Raw genomic sequence first — 23,323 nt, 5'->3', positions numbered from 1 at the left:
GGCCAGCCCCCTGGCGTGGCCGCGCCACCGAAAGCATTTTCTTGTTCAACCCTCCACCTACCAGACAGGCTCCCCCATGAAACTGCGCCCCTTCCAGCAAGTCGACGTCTTCACCGCCGAGGCCTACCGCGGCAACCCGCTGGCCGTGGTGCTCGATGGCGAAGGCATCACCACCGAGGCCATGCAGGAGTTCACCCACTGGACCAACCTGTCCGAGGCCACCTTTCTGCTGCCGCCCACGCCCGAGGGCCGGGCGGCAGGCGCCGACTACCGCGTGCGCATCTTCTGCCCCGGGCGCGAGCTGCCCTTTGCCGGCCACCCCACACTGGGCAGTTGCCACGCCTGGCTGGGCGCGGGCGGCAGGCCGCAGACGCCGGGCCGCGTGGTGCAGGAATGCGGCGCCGGCCTGGTGCCCCTGCGCCAGGACGGCACACGCCTGGCCTTTGCCGCCCCGCCCCGCCTGCAAAGCGGCCCGCTGGACGAGGCCGACGTGGCGCTGATCGCGCGCGGCCTGGGCGTGGAGCGTGCGGACATCCTGCACCACGCCTGGTGCGACAACGGCCCCAAGTGGCGCGGCGTGATGCTCCAATCGGCCGAGCAGGTGCTGGCACTGCGGCCCGACGCCGCCATCCTGGCGGGCCTCGACATCGGCGTGGTGGGCCCGCGCGGCAAGGTGGGCGTGATCGGTGCCGCCACCGCCCGCGAGGACATCGCCTTCGAGGTGCGCGCCTTCTTCCCGGGCAACAACGGCCTGGCCGAAGACCCGGTGACCGGCAGCCTGAACGCGGCCCTGGCCCAATGGCTCATCGGCGCAGGCCTGGCCCCTGCGCACTATGTGGCCAGCCAGGGCACGGCCCTGGCGCGCGCCGGCCGCGTGCACGTGGACCAGGAAGGCAGCGAGATCTGGATCGGCGGCCATTCGGTCACCTGCGTGCAGGGCGAGGTGCTGCTGTGACGGCGCAGACCGCAGCCTGTGTCGACCACCTGGTGGTGCTGGCCAGCGACCTGGCCACGGGCGTGCAGTGGTGCGAGCGCACACTCGGCGTCACCCCCGCCGCGGGCGGCGAGCACCCGCTGATGGGCACGCACAACCGCTTGCTCAACGTCTCCAGCCCGACCCATCCGCGCGCCTACCTGGAGATCATCGCAATCAACCCGCAGGGCAGCAAGAGCATCCCTGACAGCGACCGGCGCTGGTTCGACATGGACGACGTTGCGCTGCAGCGGCAGGTGGCCGGGCACGGCCCGCAACTGATCCACTGGGTGGCCTCGGTGCCCGACGTGGCGGCCAGCCTGGCTGGGCTCGCCACCCTGGGCGTGGACCGGGGCCGCGCCATCACCGCCAGCCGCCCCACGCCACAGGGCTTGCTGCAGTGGCAGATCACCGTGCGGCCCGACGGCCAGCGCCTGTGGGACGGCTGCCTGCCCACGCTGATCGAGTGGGGTGCCGTGCACCCCTGCGATCACCTGCCCGCCAGCGGCGTGCAACTGCAGTCCTTGGCGCTGCAGCACCCCGACACGCGCGCGCTGCGTGCGGCCTGTGATGCCGCAGGCCTGCGCGAAGTGGCCCTGCCCACGGAAGGCCCTGCGCCGCAACTCCATGCCCAGCTGCTCACCCCACGCGGCGCGCTGGCCTTGCAATCTTCAACAGAGTAACCCGCCATGCTCGCACCCCAGGAACTGATGCTCTTTGCGCTCGCCGCGCTGCTGCTCGTGCTCACGCCCGGGCCCAACATGGTCTATTGCATCTCGCGCAGCCTCACGCAGGGCCCGCGCGCCGGCCTGCTGTCGCTGGCCGGGGTGCTGGCGGGCTTTGGCGTTCATTTGCTCGCGGCGTCGCTCGGCCTCACGGCCCTGCTGGCCGCCGTGCCCATGGCCTTCGACGCGATCCGCATCGCGGGCGCCGCCTACCTGCTGTGGCTGGCCTGGCAGGCCGTGAAGCCCGGCGGCGCGGCGCCGTTCGAAGCCCGCAACCTGCCGCACGACACGCCGCGCAAGCTGTTTGTCATGGGCTTCATGACCAACCTGCTCAACCCCAAGGTGGCCATGTTCTACCTGTCGTTCTTTCCGCAGTTCCTGCACCCCGAGCGTGGCCAGTGGCTGCTGCAGAGCCTGACCCTGGGCGCCGTGCAGATCAGCATCAGCGGGCTGGTGAATGCGCTGCTGGTGCTGTTCGCGGCACGCGTGGCGCTGTTCATGAACCGCAGCCAGGCCTGGATGCGTGCCCAGCGCTACGTGATGGGCACCGTGCTCGGCCTGCTGGCCGTACGCCTGCTGACCGAAAAGAGGCCTGCCGCATGAGCGCCCTGCCTGCCACCACCCTCCCCTGGCTGCCGGGCCTGACCGAGATCGAGGCTGCCGCCGAGGTCGTCTACCGCGAATTTGCACCCACGCCACAGTACCGCTGGGCCCTGCTCAGCGAACGCCTGGGCACGGACTGCTGGCTCAAGCACGAGAACCATACGCCGGTCGGTGCGTTCAAGATCCGCGGCGGGCTCACCTATTTCGACCAGTTGGCCCAACGCGGCGCGTTGCCGCGCGAGGTGGTCAGCGCCACGCGCGGCAACCATGGCCAGAGCATGGGCTGGGCCGCGCGGCGCCACGGCGTGGCCTGCACCATCGTCGTGCCCCGGGGCAACTCGGTCGAGAAGAACGCCGCCATGCGCGCATTGGGCGTCACGCTGGTCGAGCACGGCAGCGACTTCCAGGAAGCGCGCGAGCATGCCATGCAGCTGGCCGCCGAGCGCGGCGCGCACATGGTGCCAAGCTTCCACGCCGACCTGCTGCGCGGCGTGAGCACCTACTGGTGGGAGTTCCTGCGTGCGGTGCCGCAACTGGGCGTGGCCTATGTGCCCATCGGCCAGGGCTCGGGTGCGTGCTCGGCCATCGCGGCCAAGCTGGCGCTGGGACACGGCGTGCGCATCGTCGGGGTGGTGAGTGCCCATGCCACCACCTATGCCGACTCGCTGGCGGCGGGCCGCGTGGTCGAGGCACCCGTGACCACCGAACTCGCCGACGGCATGGCCTGCCGCGTGGCCGATGCGGATGCGCTGGCCGTGCTTGCGCCGCACATCGACCACATCGTGCAGGTGACGGATGCCGAAGTGGCCGCCGCCATGCATGCGATCTACACCGATACGCACAACGTGGCCGAGGGCGCGGGTGCCGCCGCCCTGGCCGCTGCACTGCAGGAGCGCGACACGCTGCGCGGCCTCGCGGTGGGCCTGGCGCTGACGGGCGGCAACGTCGACGCGCCGGTGTTCAGCCGCGTTCTGGCGGGCTGACCGGGCGGCGGAGCCTGTCCCCGAGGCTACTGGCTGCGTGGTTCCGGTCGCTTGGGCGACAAACGTCCAGGCCCGCCCCTGCCCACAATCCGGCGCATGGGAACCCTTTACCTCGTGCGCCACGGCCAGGCCTCGTTTGGCGCAGACGACTACGACCAACTGAGCGCGCGCGGGCGTGAGCAGGCGGTGCGCCTGGGCGAACACTGGCGCGAGCACGGCGTGGTATTCGATGCCGTGATCACCGGCACGCTGCGCCGCCATACGCAGACGCTCGAAGGCATTGCCGAGGGCCTGCAGGTCACCCCCGAAGTGCTGCAGATGCCCGGCCTCAACGAGTACGACAGCCATGCGCTGATCACCGCCATCCACCCGCAGCCGCTGCCCAGTCCCGATACGCCCGAGCTGTACCGCCACCACTTTCGCCTGCTGTGCGATGCGCTCGCGCAGTGGATGGCGGGGGTCATCAGCCCGCAGGGCATGCCGACGTGGAACGAGTTCAGCGCAGGCGTGCGCGCCGCGCTCGACCACGTGCGCCAGCACCATGTCGGGCACAACGTGCTGCTGGTCAGCAGCGGCGGCCCGATTTCGACCGCCGTGGGCCAGGTGCTGGGCACCGCGCCCGAGGTGACGATCGCGCTGAACATGCGCATCCGCAACAGCGCGGTGACGGAGTTCAGCATCAGCCCCAAGCGCCTGATGCTGCAGACCTTCAACACCCTGCCGCACCTGCATGCGCTGGAGCATGCCGGCTGGCTCACCCATGCCTGACCACCGGCAGGCCCGCAGAGTGGCACGGCTACAGGTCGAGCGCTAGAAAGCGGGTTCCAGGAACCGGGTTGAAGCTCACGGCCTGCGCAGGCACAAACCCCAGCGATTCATAGAGCCTCTGGGCCGCGACGAATTCCGCCAGCACATCCAGGCACATGCGCCGATAGCCTGCGTCCCGGGCGGCATGCACCATCTGCTGCACCAGTTGCCGGCCCAGCGCCATCCCGCGGGCTTGGGGCCGCACGTACACGCGCTTGAGTTCGCAGGCGCTGGCATCGACCCGGCGCAGGGCGGCACACCCCACCACTTGGCCCTCGATGACGGCCAGAAGAATGCACCCGTCGGGCTCGGCGTACTTTCCCGGCAGTTGCGCGAACTCCTGCTCGTAGTCCTGAAAAACGAGATTGGCCACCGGGCTTTTGACGTACTCGCGAAAAATCGCGATGACTTCAGGAAGATCGCCGGGGAACGTGGCAGGTCTGATCATGGTCATTCAATGAGCGCAAAGGCCGTGCAAAGCGTGGCGACCGGCCTCAACAATCGGGCTGGTCACGCAAGGTGCTCAGCGGCAATGCCGCCATTTCCTGCAGCAGTGCCACCAGTTGGGTGGCCGCCGCCTCCACCACGGTACGGCCTTTGTCGGCGCTGGCGGCTGCGGCATTGCCCACGGCACCGGCCGGGTGGTAGTCCTGCATCTGCCAGCCGAGCTTGGCGCTCTTGCCGTTGCCCAGGATGGCGTAATGCTCCGAGCGGTCCTGCGAGGTGGAGCGAAAGTCCTGCGCATGCGCCATGTGCACGGTGGCTGGCGCCAGATGCAGCATCATCGAGGTCTCGATCTCGCCCGCATGGATGCCGAAGCGGTGCTCCTGCGCACTGAACTGGCCGGCCACCGCATCGGGCAGGGGCAGGCTGAACCAGCTGGCGCTGTAGACCAGCAGGTCGCAGCGCGTGCGCAGCTCGCGCGCCACGATGTCCATCACGCTGACCTGGCCGCCATGGCCGTTGAACAGCAGCAGCTTCTTCACACCGGCGCGTGCCACGCACTCACCCAGCTCGGTCCACAGCGCGATGATGGTGGCCGGCGACAGCGTGAGCGTGCCAGGGTAGCGGATGTGCTCCGGGCTCAGGCCCACGTTCTGCGGCGGCAAAAAGAGCACCGGCAGGTCGGCCGGCAACAGCGGCAGCGCCGCGTCGATCACGCCCTGCAGCAGCGTGGCGTCGACCGACAGCGGCAGGTGCGGCCCATGCTGCTCGATGGCCGCTACGGGCAGCACGGCGACCGTCTGCTCGGCCAGGCCCGAGGCCTTGCGCTGTGCGAAGTCGCGCGTGCCGAGATCGGCCCACCAGCGCGGGGGCGTGGCGGCGGGTGGGGAAGAGGGAGGCATCGGTGGCTGCGTCATGCCCGCCATGGTAGCGGTCTCAGGCGAGAACGATCTCGTCCTGGTGGTTCGCGATGTGAAAGGTGTGGGCCCGTGCGAACTCGGCTTTGTCCAGCGCGCCATAGGCAAAGTGCGGACGCAGTGCCCCCGAGTGGGCGTTGAAGCGCGCGATGGCAGCCCGCAGGCGCTGGGCGGCTGGCTTCCAGTCGCCCGACATGGTGAGCGCTGGCGCCGCGGGAATGGGCTCGGCCAGGCCATGCGACATGCGCCCGCGCCAGCCGAAGAAGCCGAACGCGGCGGCACCCAGCGTTCGCTGGAACAGGGCGCTGTTTTCCTTGGGGAACCCGTCGATGCTCATCTCAATGCTCTGCGACAGGTGCTCAAGCACAGCCACCAGCGGCCAGGCGCCCGTGGTGCGGGCCTGGGGGGTGGCCTCCAGCTTGTCCAGCCAGCGCAGCGCGCCGGACAGGTCGGCGACCTTGGGCTCATCGGCCCAGCCGACGGCGGGGACCAGGACCAGGGGGGCGGCGATCAGGGCGGTGCGGCGTTTCATGGTGTGCCGATGGTATCGCCCTGCAGCCGCACGGCGCTGCCGCTACCATCCAGGGATGACCCACGATCTGTTCCGAGAAGACGGCTACCTGCGCGAATGCAGCGCCCACATCACCGCCATCACCGACGCCGGAATCGTGCTCGACCGCACGGTGTTCTACCCCCTGGGCGGCGGCCAGGCCGGCGACAGCGGCCACCTGCTGCTGGCCGATGGCACGGCCATCGCCATGGCCGACACGCGCAAGGGCAAGGACGCCGAAGGCCAGCCCACCGCCGACATCGTGCATGTGCCCGCCCCGGGCCAGGAAGCGCAGCTGGCCGCGCTCATCACCGGCACGCCCGTGACGGCCCGCATCGACTGGGAGCGCCGGCATCGCCTGATGCGCCTGCACACCACTACCCACCTGCTGTGCCATCTGGTGCCGCAGTTGGTCAACGGCTGCTCCATCACGCCCGAGTACGCGCGCCTGGATTTCTCGATGACCGACCCGCTCGACAAGGATGCGCTGACGGCCGGCATCGCAGCCCTGGTCGCGGCGGCCCATCCCCTGACGGTGGCCTCGATCAGCGACCAGGAGCTCGACGCCAACCCGGCCCTGGTCAAGAGCATGAGCGTGCAACCGCCGCGCGGTTCAGGGCGCATCCGCACCATCCGCATCGGCGGCGAGGGCGGTGCCCCGCTGATCGACCTGCAGCCCTGCGGCGGCACGCACGTGGCCAATACTGCGGAGATCGGCGCCATCGTGGTCACCAAGATCGAGAAGAAGAGCGCCACCACCCGCCGCGTGGTGCTGGGCTTCGCCGCCTGAACGTCAACAAACCTCAACCATACCGCTGGATACACCGCTCAGCCCCGCGCGGTGGTACCTTGGGCGGCCTGCCGCCCGTTCGCGGCATGGCCCTGACCGCCCGACGTTTTCCGCTGCCTCCATGCCTCTTCCCGAACGCCTTTCCCTGACCCGCCCCTCCCTGGCAGCCCTGCGCCAGCACCGCTGGGCGCGCCGTGCCGCCATGGCCCTGACGTCCTTGCTGGCCCTGTGGCTGCTGGCCTGGCTGGCCGTGCCGCCCCTGCTCAAGGGACCGCTGCAGCGTGCGGCCAGCGCGCAACTGGGCCGGGCGGTGACGGTGGGCGCCATCGATTTCAAGCCCTGGTCGCTGGAACTCACGCTGCGCGACATCGCGGTGGCCGGTGCCGAGGGCAGCGACAGGCCCCAGCTCAGCATTGCCCGCGTGCATGTGGATGGCGAACTGCAATCGCTGCTGCGCCTGGCGCCGGTGGTGGACGAGTTCACCGTGGAGTCACCCGTGCTGCACATCGCCCACCTGGGCGGGGGCCGCTACGACGTGGACGACATCATCGCCAAGGTCACCGCACCGCCCGCCGAACCCAAGCCCGACACCGGCCCCGCCCGCCTGGCGCTGTACAACCTGGCGCTCATCGGCGGCAGCATCGACTACGACGACCGCAGCGTGGGCAAACAGCACAGCCTGCGCGACCTGGCGCTCAAGGTGCCCTTCATCAGCACCCTGCCCTCGCAGCGCGAGGTGAAGGTGGAGCCGCAGCTGGCCTTCGTCCTCAACGGCAGCCGCTTCGACTCCTCGGCCCAGGGCACGCCCTTTGCCCAGACCGGCAAGACCGACGCCAGCGTGCGCTGGGACGGCGTGGACCTGGCCCCCTACCTGGCCTACCTGCCCGCCAGCCTGCCCGTGAAGGTGCAGGGCGCCACGCTGGATGTGGACCTGAAGGTGGCCTTCGAGCAGGCCCCGAAGATGGCCGTGAAGCTCACCGGCAGCGTGCAGGCGCGCGACGTACGCCTGGCGGACCGCCAGGGGCAGGACCTGTTGAGCTACGAGCGCCTGAAGATCGACCTGGCCGACGTGCGCCCGCTCGACCAGGTGGTGCGCCTGTCGCAGGTGGAGCTCACGGCCCCGGTGCTCAACGCCAGGCGCAATGCCGACGGGCAGATCAACCTGGCGCAACTGGCGCCCGACAGCCCCGCTGCAGCGGCTGCGCCTGCAGCCAGTGCCGCCTCGCGCCCAGCCTCTTCCAGTGCGGGCAAGCCTGCTGCCGCCAGACCCTGGACGGTCGAGGTCGCCCACACCCTGGTGCGCGGCGGCACGCTGCGTTGGGGCGACCAGACCACCCGCCCAGCCGCCGCACTGGAAGCGCGCGATTTCACGCTCGACGCCCGGGACCTGGCCCTGCCCTGGGCCCACCCCGTGGCCTTCGAGGGCGGCTTCAAGCTGCAGGACGGCAGCCTGGGCTTCAAGGGCGAGGCCACCGACCAGAAGGCGCAGGTGCAGGCGACTGTGACCGCCCTGGCGCTGCAGGTGGCCGCCCCCTACCTGGCGCAGGTGCTGGAGCCCGCCGTGTCGGGCCAGCTCACCGGCGACATCGGGGTGCAGTGGGCAGCGCCCGATGCCTCGTCCGCAAAGCCCGGTGTTGCGGCGCCCACCGGCATCACCCTCACCGCCGGCCCGCTGGTGCTGGAGCAACTGGCCCTGCGCCAGGGCAAGACCGTGCTGGCCAGCCTGGCCCGGCTGGAAGTCAAGGGGCTGCAGGTGCCGCTGGACACCCGCACCGCCACGCTGGAGAGCCTGGCCCTGACCCAGCCCAAGGCCACGGCGGACCGCAGCGCGGACGGGCGCTGGATGTTCGAGCGCTGGATGAAGGCGCCGGCCACCACGCCCCCGGCAGAAGAAACCGCCCCGGCACCGAATGCCTCCGCCGCCGCGCCGTGGGTGCTGCGCGTGGCGGATTTCAGCCTGCAGGGCGGTGCCATTGCGCTGGCCGACAACGCCCAGGCCCGCCCCGTGGCGCTGGAGCTGTCGGCCCTGGGCATCAGCGCCAAGAACCTCGCCACCGACGGCAGCAAGCCCGAAGCGCTCAAGATTTCTACCCAGGTGGCCGCGGGCAAGGGCACGCCTGGCAAGCTCGACTACCAGGGCACACTGGCCTTGCAGCCACTGGCCACGCAGGGGCGTCTGGATGCCACGCGCCTGCCGCTGCACGCGCTCGACGGCTACCTGGCCAGCCAGTTGGCGATCGAATTGCTGCGCGCCGACGTGGGATTCAAGGGCCAGGTGGCCTTCTCGCAGGGCGACAAGGGCGCCAGCCTGCGCCTGTCGGGCGACGCCGCCGTGGACGACCTGCAGGCCAACAGCACCTCGGCCTCCACCCCCAAGACCGAGGCCCAGGTGGGCGAGGAACTGCTGGCCTGGAAGAGCCTGAACCTGCGCGGCGTGGAGCTGGCCACCGCCCCCGGCACGGCCCCGCGCCTGTCGGTCAGGGAGACCAGCCTGGCCGACTTCTTCGCACGCATCGCCATCAACGAGGCCGGCCGCATCAACCTGGGCGACATCGCCAAGACCCCGGCGGAGGCCCAGGCGGCCAACGCCGCCAGCGCCGCCAGGTCGGTGCCACCCGCGACGGCGCCTGCTGCGTCCGCAGCGTCCGCCGCCGTGGCGGCAGCGCCGGCCGACCCGCTGGCACCGGTGGTGCAGTTCGGCCCGGTGAGCCTGGTCAATGGCAAGGTGCTGTTCTCGGACTTCTTCATCAAGCCCAACTACTCGGCCGACCTGTCGGAACTCACGGGCAAGCTCAGCGCCTTTTCCACCACCGCACCCGGCGGCGAGCCGGTGCTGGCCGACCTGGAGCTGCGCGGCAAGGCCGAGGGCACGGCGTCGCTGGAGATCACCGGCAAGCTCAACCCGCTGGCCAAGCCGCTCGCGCTGGACATCGCGGGCAAGGTGCGCGACCTGGAGCTGCCACCGCTGTCGCCCTATGCCGTGAAATATGCCGGGCATGGTATCGAGCGCGGCAAGCTCAGCGTGGACGTGGCCTACAAGGTGCTCCCGAGCGGCCAGCTCACGGCCAGCAACCGGCTGGTGCTCAACCAGCTGACCTTTGGCGAACCCGTGGCCGGTGCGCCCAACAGCCTGCCCGTGAAGCTGGCCGTGGCGCTGCTGGCCGACCGCAATGGCGTGATCGACCTGGACCTGCCTCTCAGCGGCTCGCTCAACGACCCCGAGTTCCGCGTGGGCCCGGTGATCTGGAAGATCATCGTCAACCTGATCGGCAAGGCCCTGACCTCGCCCTTCAGCCTGCTGGCCAGTGCCCTGGGCGGCGGCGACGAGCTGAGCAGCGTGCCCTTCGCCCCGGGCAGCGCCAGCCTGAGCCCCGAGGCGCAGCAGAACCTGGCCAAGGTCGTCAAGGCACTGACCGACCGCCCCAACCTGCGCATCACCGTGACCGGCCAGGCCAGCCTGCAGGCCGAGCGCGAAGGCCTGCAGCGCGAGCACCTGCAGCAACTGGTGCTGGCCGAAAAGCGCCGCGCCAGCCCGGCCGACACGGCACCCGTGCAGGCCGCCGAGTACCCCGCCCTGCTCAAGGAGGTGTACCGCCGCGCCGACATCCCCAAGCCGCGCAACCTGGTGGGCCTGGCGCGCGAGCTGACCCCGGCCGAGATGGAAGCCCTGCTGCTGGCCAACCAGCCCGCCACCGAGACCCAGGCGCAGGAACTGGCCACCCAGCGCGGACAGGCGGTGCGCAGCTACCTGCTGGCGCAGAAGCTGCCGGTGGAGCGGCTGTTCCTGGCGGCGCCGCGCACGGGGACCCAGCCCGACAAATGGTCTCCGCAGGCGCAATTGAGCCTGGCGACACAATGAAGGTCCGCCGGAACCAATCGCCGCCCCGGTGCTCACACCTTGCAACATGCCCCAACGCCCGCTGCCCTTTTTTGCCAGAGCTATTCTTTTCATAGCATTCCTGCTCGCCGGGGCCGGCGCCTGGGCCCAATTGGCCTCCAAGGCCGGGGGCGCCACCGGTGCGGTGGTGACCACACCGCATGTGCGTGCCGAACTGATCGCCCATGCGCCGCAGGGGATCGAACCGGGCCAGCCGCTGTGGCTGGGCCTGCAGATCACGCACCAGCCCGAGTGGCACACCTACTGGAAAAACCCCGGCGACTCCGGCCTGCCCATCGAGATGGCCTGGACCCTGCCGGCCGGGCTGGATGCGGGCGAGATCGCCTGGCCGCTGCCGAAAAAGATCCCCATCGGCACCCTGGCCAACTATGGCTACGAGGACACGGTGCTGCTGCCCGTGCCGGTCACGGTGGCCAGCACCTTCGCGCCCCAGGCGCTGTCGAACGATGCCACGGTGCGCCTGCGCGCCACCTGGCTGGTGTGCCGCAAGGAATGCATCCCTGAAGAGGGCGACTTCACGCTGACCATTCCGGCACGCAGCACCACGGCCATGCATGGTGCTGCGTTCGACGCCGCCCTGGCGGCCCAGCCCCGGCCCATCGCAAGCGGTACACCGGGCCAGGAGAGCCACGCCCGCATAGAAGGCAGCACCCTGCAGCTGAGCGTGCAGGGCCTGCCCGAGGCGCTGCGCGGCAAGGCGCTGGAGCTGTTCCCCGAGACGCCCGAGGTGATCGAGAACGCCGCCGCCTGGACCCAGGCCTGGAAGGGCGCCGTCTGGACCGCCGAGGTGCCGCTGTCGGCCCAGCGCAGCAACAGCCCTGACCCGATGCCCGTGGTGCTGGCCGCCGACGGCCAGGGCTACCGGGCCGAGCTGAAGGTGCTGGGCGCCTGGCCCACCGTGGCCGCAGCGGCCACCGTGTCGCCCGCGCTGGAGGCCGCGCTCAAGGCCAATGTGGCGGGTGTCCCCGCTTCCACCTCGTCGGCCCCGCCACTCACGCTGCTGGCGGCACTGCTGGGCGCATTGCTCGGCGGGCTGATCCTGAACCTCATGCCCTGCGTCTTCCCGGTGCTGGCCATCAAGGTCGTGGGCTTCGCCCAGCATGCGCAGGACCGGCGCGCGCACCGGCTCAGCGGCATCGCCTACACCGCGGGCGTGGTGCTGTCCTTCCTGGCGCTGGGCGCGCTGATGCTGGGCCTGCGCGCGGCGGGCGAGGCCATCGGCTGGGGCTTCCAGCTGCAGTCGCCGGCCGTGGTGGCGGGGCTGGCCGCGCTGTTCACGCTGATCGCGCTGAACCTGGCGGGGGTGTTCGAGTTCGGGCATTTCCTGCCCTCCTCGGTGGCCAGCCTGCAGGCGCGCCACCCGGTGGCCGATTCCTTCCTCACGGGCGTGCTCGCCGTGGCCGTGGCTTCGCCCTGCACCGCGCCATTCATGGGCGCCTCGCTGGGCCTCACGGCCACGCTGCCGGGGCCGCAGGCGCTGGCCGTGTTCGCGGCGCTGGGCCTGGGCCTGGCCCTGCCTTACCTGGCCGCCGCCTTCGTGCCGGCCGTGGCGCGCGCGCTGCCGCGCCCGGGCGCCTGGATGGACACGCTGCGCAAATTCATGGCCTTCCCCATGCTGGCCACCGTGGTCTGGCTGGTCTGGGTACTGGGCCAGCAAAGCGGCATCGACGGCGCGGGCGCGCTGCTGATCCTGCTGGTGGCGCTGGGCATGGTGGCCTGGGCGCTGTCGCTCGCGGGCACCGCGCGCCGCTTCATGGCCCCGGTCTCCGTCCTGGCGCTGGCGCTGCTGGCCTGGACCTTCGCGCCCCACATCACCAACGTGGCGGCGGCGCCCATGTCCACTGCCACGACCAGCGCCACCGGCCCGCAGTGGCAGGCCTGGACCCCGGGCGCGGCCGAGCAGCTCGTGGCCAGCGGCCGCCCGGTGTTCGTGGACTTCACCGCTGCCTGGTGCGTGACCTGCCAGTACAACAAGAAGACCACCCTGGCCAACGCCGACGTACAGGCCGACTTCAGCGCCAAGAACGTGGCCCTGCTGCGCGCCGACTGGACGCGCCGCGACCCGGCCATCACCGCCGCACTGGCCCAGTTGGGCCGCAGCGGCGTGCCGGTGTATGTGCTGCATGCCCCGGGCAAGGCGCCCGTGGTGTTTTCCGAGATCCTGGGCGAAGCGGAACTGCGCGCCGCGGTGGCGGCGCTGTAAGACCAGCCGGTCGGCAGGGGCTCCGCCTGGAAATCCGGGGCCGCATCACCCATACTGCCCCACCACCGTCCCCCACCTGGAGATCTTTCATCCATGCTGCTTCGACGTACCCTCTTTGCCCTTCCGCTGCTGCTGGCCGCCGCCGGTGCGCAGGCTGTCGCCACCGTGGGCCAGCCGGCCCCCGAGATCACCCTGAAGGACACCACGGGCAAGACCGTGCGCCTGTCGGACTTCAAGGGCAAGCATGTGGTGCTCGAATGGACCAACCCCGGCTGCCCCTTCGTGCGCAAGCACTACGACAGCGGCAACATGCCCACGACGCAGAAGGACGCGGCGGCCAAGGGCGTGGTCTGGCTCGCGGTCAACTCCACCGAGAAGGCCAGCGGCGACTACCTGGAGCCCGCCAAGCTGACCAGTTGGCTCAAGGAGCGCCAGTCCGTGCCCAGCGCCATCCTCATGGACGAGGAGGGCACGGCCGGCCGCGCCTACGGCGCGCGCACCACGCCGCACATGTACATCGTGAACCCGCAGGGCCAGCTGATCTATGCCGGCGGCATCGACAGCATCGCCTCGGCCAAGGCCGAGGACATCCCGCGCGCCACCAACTACGTGAAGGCCGGGCTGGCAGAGGCGCTGGCGGGCAAGCCGCTGACGGCCTCGACAACCCGTCCTTACGGCTGCAGCATCAAGTACAAAGACCCGGCCTGACCGGCTGCGCCCTACACTGGTGGCATGAGCACCATCAGCGAACTGCGCCACATCCTCGGAACCTGCCGCACCATCGCGGTCGTGGGCCTGTCGCCGCAATGGCACAGGCCCAGTTTCTTTGCGGCCAAGTACATGCAGGCCCATGGCTACCGCATCGTGCCGGTGAACCCCATGGCGAGCGAGATCCTGGGCGAGCGCTGCTACCCCAGCATCACCGCCGCGGCGGCCGACCACCGCATCGACATGGTGGACTGCTTTCGCAAGAGCGAGGACATCCCGCCGCTGGCCGAGGAAGCCATTGCCATCGGCGCGCAGTGCCTGTGGCTGCAGCTCGGTGTCGTGAACGAAGACGCAGCAGCGCGTGCGCGCGCTGCGGGCCTGGCGGTGGTGATGGACCGCTGCGTGAAGATCGAGCATGCGCGCCTGTTCGGCGGGCTCAACTGGGCCGGCGTGAACACACGCGTGATCTCGGCCAAGCGCCCGCAGCAACTGCCCTATTGAACAAGAAGACCAAAAGAGGAGAGACATCCCCATGGAAAAGGACAGAGACTACGGCTTCGGCACGCGCGCCATCCACGCGGGCGCCATCCCCGACCCGGTGACCGGCGCGCGCGCCACGCCCATCCACCAGACGACGAGCTTCGTCTTCGACAGCGCCGAGCACGCCAGCAGCCTCTTCAACCTGCAGACCTTCGGCAACGTCTACAGCCGCATCAGCAACCCCACGGTAGCCGTGTTCGAGGAGCGCATCGCCAGCCTGGAGAACGGCCGCGCGGCTCTGGCCTGCGCCAGCGGCATGGCCGCGCAGATGGCGGCGCTGCTGGCCATCCTCAAGACGGGCGACCACATCGTGGCGGCCAGCACGCTCTATGGCGGCACGGTGGGGCAGCTCGGCGTGGGATTTGCGCGCCTTGGCATCGAGACCAGCTTCGTGGACCCGGCCGACCCCGAGAACTTCGCGCGCGCCATGCGCCCCACCACCCGCGCCGTGTACGGCGAGACCATCGGCAACCCGCTCGTGAACGTGCTCGACATCGCGGCCGTGGCCGAGGTGGCGCACGCCCACGGCGTGCCGCTGGTCATCGACAACACAGTGGCCAGCCCCTACCTGTGCAACCCGCTGGCCTTTGGCGCCGACATCGTGGTGCACAGCGCCACCAAGTACATCGGCGGCCACGGCACGACCATGGGTGGCGTGGTGGTCGAGGGCGGAAAATTCCCGTGGGACAACGGCAAGTTCCCCGAGATGGTCGAGCCCAGCCGGGCCTACCACGGCGTGAAGTTCTACGAGACCTTCGGCGACTTCGGCTACACCATGAAGGCGCGCATGGAGATCAACCGCACCTTCGGCGGCGTGCTCTCGCCCATGAACGCCTGGCAGCTGCTGCAGGGCGCTGAAACGCTGCACCTGCGCATGCGCGAGCACTGCCGCAACACCCTGGCGGTGGCGAAGTTCCTGCAGGGCCATGCCAAGGTGGCCTGGGTCAACTACCCGGGCCTGGCCGATTCACCGTATTACGCGCTGGCGCAAAAGCAGTTCCGCACGGTGGACGGCACGCCCGGCGCCTCGGGCATCCTGACCTTCGGTGTGAAGGGAGGTGCCGCGGCGGGCGAAAAGTTCATCGACGCCTGCGAGTTCCTGAGCCATCTGGCCAATATCGGCGACGCCAAGACGCTGGTGATCCACCCGGCATCGACCACGCACAGGCAGCTCAGCGACGAAGAGCTGGCCCGCGCGGGCGTGAGCGCCGACATGGTTCGGCTGTCGGTGGGCATCGAGGACCTGGACGACATCCTCTGGGATATCGACCAGGCGCTGGCTCGGGCCTGACAGCAGCCCGCAGAACGCCGATCACAACCAGCGCCGCACATGGCGGCAGTAGTCCGCATACTGGCTGCCGAACCGGGCCGCCATGGCCCGTTCCTCCACCGGGATGTACCAGATCTGCAGGAGCAGGAAGAACACGAGCACCACCAGCCATGGAGACAGCGCGCCCAAAGCCATGGCTGCGCCCGCCAGGGCCACCAGCATGCCCAGGTACATGGGATTGCGGGTGTGGGCGAACAGCCCTGCGGTGGTGAGCTTGCCGGGTTCTCCAAAGGTGTTGATATTGGTACCGATACGGCGAAACAGCTGCGCATGCCAGTGCGCGATGCCGATCCCGAGTACCCCCAGCACGGCACCGCCCACCATGGCGCTGAAGGCCGCGCCGGCAGGCAGGCGCCCTACCGGCCAGAGGCGCTGCAAAATCACCATGAGCCCGACCGATGCGAGCCAGACGACGGGGGGAAGCAAAAGCCGCTGCATGAAGAATCTCCTGTGGATCACAATGGCTGCAGTCTGCCGATGCCATCACCTTCCTGCGATAACCTGGGTTAACGGAGCCCTGTCTTGTCTTCACTTTTTTCCACCCGCGATGCGTTCGAACAATTGGCAGGGTCTGCACTGCCCGAATGGCAGACCCTGGAAAAGGCCGCGATCCCGCGGCAATTGCATGCCGGGGAGATGCTGTTCCATGCAGGCGAGGTGCAAGCCCGTGTTTTCGTGGTGAACCAGGGCCTGGTCAAGATGGTCTACGAGACCGCCGCGGGCGATGTCTGGGTCAAAGGCTTCGTGCCAGCGGGGATGTGCTTCGCCAGCCTCACCGCCTTGCAAGCTGGCGGCGTGACCAGCTATGCCGCCATGGCCGAGGGGGGGCCCTGCACCGTCGACCAGATCGACCATGCCGTGCTCGAAGGCCTCGCAGCACGCCACATGGAGTGGCAGCGTGCGCTGGGAAATGCCTACCGCCTCTATGGCCAGCGCAAGGAGCAGCGCGAGATGGAGCTCCTGACCCTGTCGCCGGAAGAACGCTATTTGCGCTTTCTGCGGGAGCACCCGCAGATCGCCGCCCAGCTGCGCCAGCGCGACATCGCCAGCTACGTGCGCGTGACACCCGTGGCCCTAAGCCGCATCAAAGCCCGGACCCTGCGCGGCTGAGGCAAGGCAGCTCAGCTGTTGCCCTGCGCGGCCCCGAGCCGCTGCGACAGGCTGCGCGCCGTGTCACGCAGATGGCCCGCTGCGGCACTGTCCGGCCCGGTGCGCAAGGTGGCGCTCGGGCCGATCACGGCCAGGCACAGCACGAGCTGGCCAAAGCCGTCGAACACCGGCGTGGCCAGGGCGCTGATGCCGGGCAGCAACTGGTCGGTAACCTCGGCCACTTGGTGGGAGCGCACGGCGTCCAGTTCCGCGGCAAAGGCCGGGTCGTCGAGCGCCCCGGCATGGCCATCGGCGGCCAGGGCGGCTTCGGTGCGCTCGCGCGGGCCGAAGGCCGCGAACACCTTGCCCGTGGCGGTGTGCCGCACCGACGCCGTCGTGCCATGGCGCATGGCCACATAGACGGCCGTAGGCCCCTCTTCGACGCGGATGATGGTCGGCCCGCTGTCGCCCCAGACCGAAGCCGACACGGTGTAGCCGATGCGCTGGGCCAGGGCCGGCAGCTCGGCGATCGCCAGCCGCACCGGGTCTACCTGCTGCAGGCTGATCAGGCCCAGTTGCATGGCCAGCGGCCCCAGGCCATAGTGGCCACTCACAGCGTCCTGCTCGATCAGGCCCAGCTTGCCGAAGCTCACGAGGTAGGGGTGGGCCTTGGCGGGCGTCATGTCGGCGGCACGCGCCAGGTCCTTGAGTGCCATGCGGCGACCGGTGCGGGCCAGCACCTTGAGCAGTTGCCCGCCCACCTCCACGCTCTGGATGCCGCGCGGCGCGCGCGGGCTGTCTTCGTCGTCGGCGGGGGAAAGGTCGCGGGAAAGGTCGTCCATGGCGCCATTGTCCACCGAGCCCGGCGTGATCCCGATCGCCTTGGGGTTTCCACTTAAACAAATGAATTAGACATTGACGAATTTATTGCCTATGATCAAAACATTCCGTTTAGATGAATTCATTCCACTAAACCAAATCAACCGGTAGCCGCCCCATGACCACCAAGACCTTCGCCTCCGCCGCCGACCTGGAAGTCAAGAAAGTCAGCTTCGACAAGCTGTCCGAGCACGCCTACGCCTACACCGCCGAGGGCGACCCCAACACCGGCATCATCATCGGCGACGACGCCGTGATGGTCATCGACACCCAGGCCACCCCCGTCATGGCCCAGGACGTGATCCGCCGCATCCGCGAAGTCACCGACAAGCCCATCAAGTACGTGCTGCTGTCCCACTACCACGCGGTGCGCGTGCTCGGCGCCAGCGCCTACGGGGCCGAGCACATCATTGCCAGCGAAGACACGCGCGACCTGATCGTCGAGCGCGGCCAGTTCGACAAGGACAGCGAGATCGGCCGCTTCCCGCGCCTGTTCCAGAACGTGGAAAGCGTGCCCGACGGTCTGACCTGGCCGACCATGACCTTCAACAAGAAGATGACCCTGTGGCTGGGCACGCTCGAAGTGCAGATCCTGCAGTTGGGCCGCGGCCACACCAAGGGCGATACCGTGGCCTGGCTGCCGGCGGAGAAGATTCTGTTCAGCGGCGACCTGGTGGAGTTCGACGCCACGCCGTATGCGGGCGATGCCTACTTCCAGGACTGGCCGCAGACCCTCGATAACCTGGCGGCCCTGAAGCCCGAGAAGCTGGTGCCCGGGCGCGGCGCGGCGCTGCAGACGCCCGAGCAGGTGCAGGCCGGCCTGGCCGGCACGCGCGCCTTCATCAGCGACCTGTACGAAAGCGTCAAGGCCAGCGCGGCCAAGGGCGAAGACCTGCGCAAGGTCTACGAAGCCACCTTCGCCAAACTGCAACCCCAATACGGCCACTGGGTGATCTTCAACCACTGCATGCCGTTCGACGTGACGCGGGCCTATGACGAAGCCACGCAGTACCCGGACCCGCGCATCTGGACGGCCGAGCGGGACATCCAGATGTGGAAATCACTCGAAGGCTGAGTGGCCACGGAGGAGACAAACATGACAACAACAGCGTCCGCACCACCCGCATTCGACGGCACCGGCGCCCAGGTACAGGCCATCGAATTCGCCTACCGGCGCTCCCCCGACCAGGATGCCCCGGCACCCGTCCAGCACCCCGTCGTGGTGGTGGGTGCCGGGCCTGTGGGCCTGTCCCTGGCCATCGACCTGGCCCAGCGCGGCCAGCGTGTGGTGGTGCTGGACAACGACTGCAGGCTGTCCACCGGCTCGCGCGCCATCTGCTTTGCCAAGCGCACCCTGGAGATCTGGGACCGCCTGGGCGTGGGCCAGCGCATGGTGGACAAGGGCGTGTCGTGGAACGTGGGCAAGGTGTTCTTCCACGGCGCGCCGCTGTACGAGTTCAACCTGCTGCCCGAGGACGGCCATGAGCGCCCGGCCTTCATCAACCTGCAGCAGTACTACGCCGAGGCCTACCTCGTGGAGCGGGCGCTGCAGTTGCCCAACATCGAGCTGCGCTGGCACAACAAGGTGGGAGGCATTGCGCCGCACGATGGCGGTGCATTGCTCACCATCGAGACCCCTGAGGGCGCCTACCGGATCGACGCGCAATGGGTCGCCGCCTGCGATGGCTCGCGCTCGCCGCTGCGCCAGATGATGGGCCTGGAGAGCAAGGGCCGCATCTTCCAGGACCGCTTTTTGATCGCCGACGTGAAGATGGCCAGCAGCGCCGACTTCCCGACGGAGCGCTGGTTCTGGTTCGACCCGCCCTTCCACCCCAACCAGAGCGTGCTGCTGCACAGCCAGCCCGACAATGTCTGGCGCATCGACTTCCAGCTGGGCTGGAATGCCGACCCCGAGGAGGAGAAAAAGCCTGAGAACATCCTGCCGCGCGTGCGCGCGCTGCTCGGGCCGGATGCGCAGTTCGAGCTTGAATGGGCCAGCGTTTACACCTTTGCCTGCCTGCGCATGGACCGCTTCGTGCATGGCCGCGTGGTGTTTGCGGGCGACAGCGCGCATGGCGTGTCGCCCTTCGGCGCACGTGGCGCCAACAGCGGCGTGCAGGACGCCGAAAACCTGGCCTGGAAACTCGACTGGGTGCTGCGCGGCCGTGCCGGCGAAGAACTGCTGGCCACCTATGGCCCCGAGCGCGAGTACGCGGCCGACGAGAACATTGCCAACTCGACCCGCGCCACCGACTTCATCACGCCCAAGAGCGAGATCAGCCGCCTGTTCCGCGATGCCGCGCTGGAGCTGGCGCGCGAGCACCCATTTGCGCGCCGCATCGTCAACAGCGGGCGCCTGTCGGTGCCGGCCACACTGCATGGCTCGCCGCTGAACACCCCGGACGGCGACACATTCGCCGGCACCCAGGTGCCGGGCGCCGTGCTGCTCGACGCGCCCGTGGGGTACGGTGGCCAGAGTGCCTGGCTGCTGCGTACGCTGGGGCCAGACTTCACGCTGCTGGTGTTCGGCACCGCGCCGGCCTGGGCAGCCACCCTGCCCCAGGTGAAGCTGCTGCAGGTGGGCCACGACCTGCAGGACACCCAGGGCCTGCTGGCCCGGCGCCTGGATGCACAGCCCGGCACGGCCTACCTGGTGCGACCCGACCAGCATGTGTGCGCGCGCTGGCGCAGCCTGAGCGAAGGCGCCGTGCGCGCAGCGCTGGCCACGGCGACGGCCAGCCACCAGCCTGCGGCAGTCGCCCCTGCCGACCTCGCAACCGCCTGACGAAGGAGCCCTGAGCATGCTCGATACCCAGCCCCACCTGCAGGCCTGCGACGATTTCTACGAGGCCCTGATCGCCAGCCACAACGGCCTCACACCGCCCGAGAGCCATGCGATGAACGCCCGCCTCATCCTGCTGCTGGCCAACCACATCGGCGACCAGGCCACGCTGCTGCATGCGCTGCAGCTGGCGCGCGGCAGCACGGTGCCCGCCGGCAACGCGGACATCGCGCCCATGACACCGGTCCCCCCGATACACGCTGCGGCCTGACGCCGCCCACCGCCCCACCACCAGACGCCGCCGCGCAAGCCCCGCACAGACGGGGCCTGCGGCAGCGCCGTGCCCGAGCCACCCCCATCCATTCTTTGACCACCGGAGACAAAACCACCATGCTGCGCAAACATTTCCTCGCCACCCTCGCGGGCCTGGCACTCACGCCCCTCGCCCTGCCCCTGCACGCACAGGACCAGAGCAAGCCCCTGGAATGGGTGGTCGGCTATGCGGCCGGCGGGGGCTCGGACATCGTGGCGCGCACCATCGCCGAATCCATGGGAGCCAGCCTCGCCCGCCCCATCATCATCAACAACAAGCCCGGTGCCGGCACCAACATCGCTGCCGACTATGCGGCGCGCCACAAGGATTTCGGCAACCTGGTCTTCTCGGCTGACTTCGCCACGCTGGCGGCCAACCCCTTTCTCTTCAGCAAGCTGAGCTACAACGCCGAGAAGGATTTCCAGCCCGTGGGCCTCTTGGTGCGTTTTCCGATGTTCCTCGTGGTCTCGAACAACGTGCCCGCCAAGAACCTCAAGGAATTCATGGCTTGGGCCAAGGGCAACGCCGATGGCGTGAACTGGGCATCGGCCGGGCCGGGCAGCCCGCACCACCTGGTGGGCGAGCTGTTCCGCGAGCAGAGCGGGCTCAAGCTCACCCATGTGCCCTACCGCGGCGCGGCCCCGGCCATCCAGGACGTGATCGGCGGCCAGGTGCCCGCGATGTGGATCGACAGCGCCACGGTCTACCCCTTCCTCGCCGCCAACAAGGTACGCGCCATCGGCGTGGCCAGCCCGCAGCGCGTGGGCACCATGCCCGACGTACCGACGATGCAGGAACAGGGGCTGCAGGGCTTCGAGGGGTTTGCATGGCAGGGGCTGGTGGCCCCCACGGGCACCTCGCCCGAGGCCGTGGCCCAGTTCAGCAAGGCGCTGCAGACCGCCCTGGCCGACACGCGCACCCGCGCGCGCCTGCAGGCCCTGGGGGTGGAGCCCCTGCCCGGCACGCCAGCGCAGATGGGCAGCTATGCGCGCGCCGAGCGCGAGAAGTGGGGCCGCGTGATCACCAAGGTGGGCGTCAAGCTCGATTGAACGGGCACCGCCCGTCAGGCCTGGCCGCGCAGCGCCCGCGCCCGCTGCCAGCGGCGCCCGCGCTGCACGGCCGGCGCCAGCCACAAGGCCTGCACCAGGCCATAGCCCAGCACCGCCAGGACCAGGCCCAGCACGGGCAGGCCCACGAGCAGCGGCGTGCCCAGCGCCTGCATCCAGGTGGCCAGGGCCTCCACGCTGAACACTCCGGCCGGGCCGGAGGCGTTCCAAGCGGGCATGGTCTGCTCGCCCGGCAGCACCAGCGATCCCATCTGGAAGGCCAGCACGTAGAGCGGCACGGTGGTGAGGGGGTTGGTATAGAAGGTGGTGATGCCACCGGCGACCACGTTGCCGCGCAGCCAGCCACAGGCCCCCACCGTGCCCAGCAGTTGCAGCGGCCCCGGAATCAACCCGCAGAACATGCCGGCCGCCACCCCGCGCGCCAGCGGCTCGCGCTGGAAGCGGAACAGCGCGCGCTGCTCCATCCAGGGCACGGCGCGGGCCAGCATTGTGCCGGCCAACTGGTCGCGCACGCGGGGTTCGAGCCGGCGCAGCCAGCGCCGCAGGGTGCACAGCATCTGCATCAGCGCGTCGCCCGGGGAGCACCCTGGCGCAGCTTGCGCCGGCTGCGGCCCACCATGCGCAGGGCCAGAAGGGCCGTTCCCGCCAGGGCCACGCCCATGGTGATCATCACAGAATCGAACATGTCCAAGGCAGGCTCCTTCAGGTCTTGGGTGGCAGCGCAGTCGGCTCGCCGGGGGCCGCTGCCGCCGAGGTGCGCAGCGACAGGATGATGGAGCCGGCGATCAGCCCGGCCGTGACCAGCAGGGCGTAGCCGATCGGGATCTTCACCAGGTCGATCAGCAGCATCTTGCCACCGATGAACACCAGCACCAGCGCCAGACCATACGCGAGCAAGTGGAATCGGTCGGCCAGGTCGGCCAGCAGGAAGTAAAGCGCACGCAGGCCCAGGATGGCGAAGATGTTGGCCGTGAGCACGATGAACGGGTCGCTGGTGATGGCGAAGATGGCCGGAATGCTGTCCACCGCGAAGATGATGTCCGTGGTGCCGATCAGGATGAGCACCACGAACAGCGGCGTGTAGTGCTTGACGCCGTTGATGGTGGTGGTCAGCTTCTCGCCGTCGAACACATCGGCGATGCGGATGCGCTTGCGCAGGAAGCGCAGCACCGGGTTGGTCGCGATGTCGGGCTCCTGGCCGGCAGCGAACCACATCTTGGCACCCGTGAACACCAGGAAGGCGCCGAACACGTAGAGCAGCCAGTGGAACGAGGCCAGCAGCCAGGCGCCTGCCAGGATCAGCAAGGTGCGCAGCACGATGGCGCCGATGATGCCGATGATCAGCGCGCGCTTCTGGTGCTGGGGCGGTACGGCGAAGTAGCTGAACAGCATCAGGAAGACGAAGATGTTGTCGATCGACAGGCTCTTTTCCACCAGGTAGCCGGTGATGAACTGCATCGACACGGTGTTGGCCACCTCTCGGCCCTGGCTGCCGTCCAGGTACCACCACAGGCCGGCCACGAACACGAAGGCCAGCGAGAACCACAGGACACTCCACTTCACGGCCTCTTTGGTGGTGACCTTGTGCGCACCCTGGCGCTCCATCACCAAGAGGTCGATGCCGATGGCCACGACCACAAAGACGGCAAAGCCCGCCCACATCCACCAGGTTCCAATGGTTTCCATGATGTCGTTCTCCTTTGCGCGGCGGCGTCAGCGCCG

At 69.3% G+C, this 23,323-nt stretch carries 24 protein-coding genes; 16 read left to right on the top strand and 8 right to left on the bottom strand.

The features are described 5' to 3' along the window. Positions 1-76 precede the first annotated feature (76 nt). The 5 genes from U5N23_RS03110 (at position 77) to U5N23_RS03090 (ending at position 4,052) form a co-directional block, all read left to right on the top strand. Positions 77-955, top strand: coding sequence for a PhzF family phenazine biosynthesis protein (locus tag U5N23_RS03110; protein WP_322591391.1), 879 nt, complete (start codon positions 77-79; stop codon positions 953-955). Next, positions 952-1,656 (top strand): VOC family protein, encoded by a 705-nt coding sequence (locus tag U5N23_RS03105; RefSeq protein WP_322591390.1) that lies wholly within the window; start codon positions 952-954, stop codon positions 1,654-1,656. The genes U5N23_RS03110 and U5N23_RS03105 overlap by 4 nt, the downstream gene beginning before the upstream one ends. 6 nt (positions 1,657-1,662) lie before the next feature. Continuing rightward, entirely contained in the window at positions 1,663-2,301 is a 639-nt protein-coding gene (locus U5N23_RS03100; RefSeq protein ID WP_322591389.1) for a LysE family translocator, read from the top strand. Next, a complete protein-coding gene (locus U5N23_RS03095; RefSeq protein ID WP_322591388.1) occupies positions 2,298-3,284 on the top strand; it encodes a threonine dehydratase in 987 nt (328 codons plus the stop codon). Before U5N23_RS03100 ends, U5N23_RS03095 begins: the two co-directional genes overlap by 4 nt. Positions 3,285-3,380: 96 nt before the next feature. After that, the gene (locus U5N23_RS03090) at positions 3,381-4,052 is read left to right on the top strand and encodes a histidine phosphatase family protein (protein ID WP_322591387.1); all 672 of its coding nucleotides are present in this window, start codon (positions 3,381-3,383) and stop codon (positions 4,050-4,052) included. Positions 4,053-4,080: 28 nt separating this feature from the next. Here the strand turns inward: U5N23_RS03090 and U5N23_RS03085 are convergent, their stop codons facing one another. Genes U5N23_RS03085 through U5N23_RS03075 form a run of 3 tightly spaced genes read right to left on the bottom strand, consistent with a single transcriptional unit; the run spans position 4,081 to position 5,984 of the window. Continuing rightward, positions 4,081-4,545 (bottom strand): GNAT family N-acetyltransferase, encoded by a 465-nt coding sequence (locus tag U5N23_RS03085; RefSeq protein ID WP_322591386.1) that lies wholly within the window; start codon positions 4,543-4,545, stop codon positions 4,081-4,083. Positions 4,546-4,585: 40 nt separating this feature from the next. Beyond that, the gene (locus U5N23_RS03080; RefSeq protein ID WP_322591385.1) at positions 4,586-5,437 is read right to left on the bottom strand and encodes a creatininase family protein; all 852 of its coding nucleotides are present in this window, start codon (positions 5,435-5,437) and stop codon (positions 4,586-4,588) included. 34 nt (positions 5,438-5,471) lie between these two features. After that, on the bottom strand, positions 5,472-5,984 hold the full coding sequence (locus U5N23_RS03075; RefSeq protein ID WP_322591384.1) for a DUF1569 domain-containing protein: 513 nt from the start codon (positions 5,982-5,984) through the stop codon (positions 5,472-5,474). A 55-nt stretch (positions 5,985-6,039) separates the two neighbouring features. On the opposite strand from U5N23_RS03075, the gene U5N23_RS03070 reads away from it, so the two are divergent. The 6 genes from U5N23_RS03070 (at position 6,040) to U5N23_RS03045 (ending at position 15,432) form a co-directional block, all read left to right on the top strand. After that, a complete protein-coding gene (locus U5N23_RS03070) occupies positions 6,040-6,792 on the top strand; it encodes an alanyl-tRNA editing protein (RefSeq protein ID WP_322591383.1) in 753 nt (250 codons plus the stop codon). A 121-nt stretch (positions 6,793-6,913) separates the two neighbouring features. Then, entirely contained in the window at positions 6,914-10,651 is a 3,738-nt protein-coding gene (locus tag U5N23_RS03065; RefSeq protein WP_322591382.1) for a DUF748 domain-containing protein, read from the top strand. Positions 10,652-10,697: 46 nt separating this feature from the next. Continuing rightward, a complete protein-coding gene (locus tag U5N23_RS03060) occupies positions 10,698-12,893 on the top strand; it encodes a protein-disulfide reductase DsbD family protein (protein WP_416208563.1) in 2,196 nt (731 codons plus the stop codon). Between the two features lie 93 nt (positions 12,894-12,986). Continuing rightward, positions 12,987-13,601 carry a thioredoxin family protein gene (locus U5N23_RS03055; protein ID WP_322591381.1) on the top strand — a complete coding sequence of 205 codons (615 nt, stop codon included), beginning with the start codon at positions 12,987-12,989 and terminating at the stop codon, positions 13,599-13,601. A 24-nt stretch (positions 13,602-13,625) separates the two neighbouring features. Then, positions 13,626-14,102 (top strand): CoA-binding protein, encoded by a 477-nt coding sequence (locus U5N23_RS03050; protein ID WP_322591380.1) that lies wholly within the window; start codon positions 13,626-13,628, stop codon positions 14,100-14,102. A 31-nt stretch (positions 14,103-14,133) separates the two neighbouring features. Then, positions 14,134-15,432 (top strand): O-acetylhomoserine aminocarboxypropyltransferase/cysteine synthase family protein, encoded by a 1,299-nt coding sequence (locus U5N23_RS03045; RefSeq protein WP_322591379.1) that lies wholly within the window; start codon positions 14,134-14,136, stop codon positions 15,430-15,432. Positions 15,433-15,453: 21 nt separating this feature from the next. On the opposite strand, the gene U5N23_RS03040 is transcribed toward U5N23_RS03045, so the two are convergent. Next, positions 15,454-15,909, bottom strand: a complete 456-nt coding sequence (locus U5N23_RS03040; RefSeq protein ID WP_322591378.1) for an isoprenylcysteine carboxylmethyltransferase family protein — start codon at positions 15,907-15,909, stop codon at positions 15,454-15,456. A gap of 84 nt (positions 15,910-15,993) precedes the next feature. On the opposite strand from U5N23_RS03040, the gene U5N23_RS03035 reads away from it, so the two are divergent. Continuing rightward, the gene (locus tag U5N23_RS03035; RefSeq protein ID WP_322591377.1) at positions 15,994-16,581 is read left to right on the top strand and encodes a Crp/Fnr family transcriptional regulator; all 588 of its coding nucleotides are present in this window, start codon (positions 15,994-15,996) and stop codon (positions 16,579-16,581) included. A gap of 11 nt (positions 16,582-16,592) precedes the next feature. Here U5N23_RS03035 and U5N23_RS03030 read toward each other — a convergent pair whose 3' ends face one another. Further along, positions 16,593-17,402: an IclR family transcriptional regulator gene (locus U5N23_RS03030; RefSeq protein ID WP_322591376.1), complete on the bottom strand. Its 810-nt coding sequence runs from the start codon at positions 17,400-17,402 to the stop codon at positions 16,593-16,595. Positions 17,403-17,557: 155 nt separating this feature from the next. Between U5N23_RS03030 and U5N23_RS03025 the strand changes: the two genes are divergently transcribed. From U5N23_RS03025 to U5N23_RS03010, 4 genes are all read left to right on the top strand, one after another. Further along, positions 17,558-18,514 (top strand): MBL fold metallo-hydrolase, encoded by a 957-nt coding sequence (locus U5N23_RS03025; protein ID WP_322591375.1) that lies wholly within the window; start codon positions 17,558-17,560, stop codon positions 18,512-18,514. A 21-nt stretch (positions 18,515-18,535) separates the two neighbouring features. Next, positions 18,536-20,224 (top strand): FAD-dependent oxidoreductase, encoded by a 1,689-nt coding sequence (locus tag U5N23_RS03020; protein ID WP_322591374.1) that lies wholly within the window; start codon positions 18,536-18,538, stop codon positions 20,222-20,224. A gap of 16 nt (positions 20,225-20,240) precedes the next feature. Continuing rightward, a complete protein-coding gene (locus U5N23_RS03015) occupies positions 20,241-20,492 on the top strand; it encodes a DUF2783 domain-containing protein (RefSeq protein WP_322591373.1) in 252 nt (83 codons plus the stop codon). A 119-nt stretch (positions 20,493-20,611) separates the two neighbouring features. After that, a complete protein-coding gene (locus U5N23_RS03010) occupies positions 20,612-21,583 on the top strand; it encodes a tripartite tricarboxylate transporter substrate binding protein (RefSeq protein ID WP_322591372.1) in 972 nt (323 codons plus the stop codon). Positions 21,584-21,597: 14 nt separating this feature from the next. On the opposite strand, the gene U5N23_RS03005 is transcribed toward U5N23_RS03010, so the two are convergent. Genes U5N23_RS03005 through U5N23_RS02995 form a run of 3 tightly spaced genes read right to left on the bottom strand, consistent with a single transcriptional unit; the run spans position 21,598 to position 23,287 of the window. Then, positions 21,598-22,164 (bottom strand): DUF2062 domain-containing protein, encoded by a 567-nt coding sequence (locus U5N23_RS03005; protein ID WP_322591371.1) that lies wholly within the window; start codon positions 22,162-22,164, stop codon positions 21,598-21,600. Then, positions 22,164-22,286, bottom strand: a complete 123-nt coding sequence (locus U5N23_RS03000; protein WP_322591370.1) for a hypothetical protein — start codon at positions 22,284-22,286, stop codon at positions 22,164-22,166. The genes U5N23_RS03005 and U5N23_RS03000 overlap by 1 nt, the downstream gene beginning before the upstream one ends. A gap of 17 nt (positions 22,287-22,303) precedes the next feature. Next, positions 22,304-23,287: a TerC family protein gene (locus U5N23_RS02995; RefSeq protein WP_322591369.1), complete on the bottom strand. Its 984-nt coding sequence runs from the start codon at positions 23,285-23,287 to the stop codon at positions 22,304-22,306. Between the last annotated feature and the right edge of the window lie 36 nt (positions 23,288-23,323).

The organism is Acidovorax sp. (assembly GCF_034519795.1).
GTDB lineage: Bacteria > Pseudomonadota > Gammaproteobacteria > Burkholderiales > Burkholderiaceae_C > Acidovorax.
This window is presented reverse-complemented; position numbering and strand designations above follow the sequence as displayed.

Excerpts from the sequence above, each read along its gene's own strand:
- U5N23_RS03030 (WP_322591376.1), bottom strand. The coding sequence starts at position 17,402 with ATGGACGACCTTTCCCGCGACCTTTCCCCCGCCGACGACGAAGACAGC.
- U5N23_RS03095 (WP_322591388.1), top strand. The coding sequence starts at position 2,298 with ATGAGCGCCCTGCCTGCCACCACCCTCCCCTGGCTGCCGGGCCTGACC.
- U5N23_RS03050 (WP_322591380.1), top strand. The coding sequence starts at position 13,626 with ATGAGCACCATCAGCGAACTGCGCCACATCCTCGGAACCTGCCGCACC.
- U5N23_RS03110 (WP_322591391.1), top strand. The coding sequence starts at position 77 with ATGAAACTGCGCCCCTTCCAGCAAGTCGACGTCTTCACCGCCGAGGCC.
- U5N23_RS03005 (WP_322591371.1), bottom strand. The coding sequence starts at position 22,164 with ATGCAGATGCTGTGCACCCTGCGGCGCTGGCTGCGCCGGCTCGAACCC.
- U5N23_RS03060 (WP_416208563.1), top strand. The coding sequence starts at position 10,698 with ATGCCCCAACGCCCGCTGCCCTTTTTTGCCAGAGCTATTCTTTTCATA.
- U5N23_RS03025 (WP_322591375.1), top strand. The coding sequence starts at position 17,558 with ATGACCACCAAGACCTTCGCCTCCGCCGCCGACCTGGAAGTCAAGAAA.
- U5N23_RS03100 (WP_322591389.1), top strand. The coding sequence starts at position 1,663 with ATGCTCGCACCCCAGGAACTGATGCTCTTTGCGCTCGCCGCGCTGCTG.
- U5N23_RS03000 (WP_322591370.1), bottom strand. The coding sequence starts at position 22,286 with ATGTTCGATTCTGTGATGATCACCATGGGCGTGGCCCTGGCGGGAACG.
- U5N23_RS03055 (WP_322591381.1), top strand. The coding sequence starts at position 12,987 with ATGCTGCTTCGACGTACCCTCTTTGCCCTTCCGCTGCTGCTGGCCGCC.
- U5N23_RS03040 (WP_322591378.1), bottom strand. The coding sequence starts at position 15,909 with ATGCAGCGGCTTTTGCTTCCCCCCGTCGTCTGGCTCGCATCGGTCGGG.
- U5N23_RS03045 (WP_322591379.1), top strand. The coding sequence starts at position 14,134 with ATGGAAAAGGACAGAGACTACGGCTTCGGCACGCGCGCCATCCACGCG.
- U5N23_RS03020 (WP_322591374.1), top strand. The coding sequence starts at position 18,536 with ATGACAACAACAGCGTCCGCACCACCCGCATTCGACGGCACCGGCGCC.
- U5N23_RS02995 (WP_322591369.1), bottom strand. The coding sequence starts at position 23,287 with ATGGAAACCATTGGAACCTGGTGGATGTGGGCGGGCTTTGCCGTCTTT.
- U5N23_RS03070 (WP_322591383.1), top strand. The coding sequence starts at position 6,040 with ATGACCCACGATCTGTTCCGAGAAGACGGCTACCTGCGCGAATGCAGC.
- U5N23_RS03010 (WP_322591372.1), top strand. The coding sequence starts at position 20,612 with ATGCTGCGCAAACATTTCCTCGCCACCCTCGCGGGCCTGGCACTCACG.
- U5N23_RS03085 (WP_322591386.1), bottom strand. The coding sequence starts at position 4,545 with ATGACCATGATCAGACCTGCCACGTTCCCCGGCGATCTTCCTGAAGTC.
- U5N23_RS03065 (WP_322591382.1), top strand. The coding sequence starts at position 6,914 with ATGCCTCTTCCCGAACGCCTTTCCCTGACCCGCCCCTCCCTGGCAGCC.
- U5N23_RS03075 (WP_322591384.1), bottom strand. The coding sequence starts at position 5,984 with ATGAAACGCCGCACCGCCCTGATCGCCGCCCCCCTGGTCCTGGTCCCC.
- U5N23_RS03015 (WP_322591373.1), top strand. The coding sequence starts at position 20,241 with ATGCTCGATACCCAGCCCCACCTGCAGGCCTGCGACGATTTCTACGAG.
- U5N23_RS03090 (WP_322591387.1), top strand. The coding sequence starts at position 3,381 with ATGGGAACCCTTTACCTCGTGCGCCACGGCCAGGCCTCGTTTGGCGCA.
- U5N23_RS03080 (WP_322591385.1), bottom strand. The coding sequence starts at position 5,437 with ATGCCTCCCTCTTCCCCACCCGCCGCCACGCCCCCGCGCTGGTGGGCC.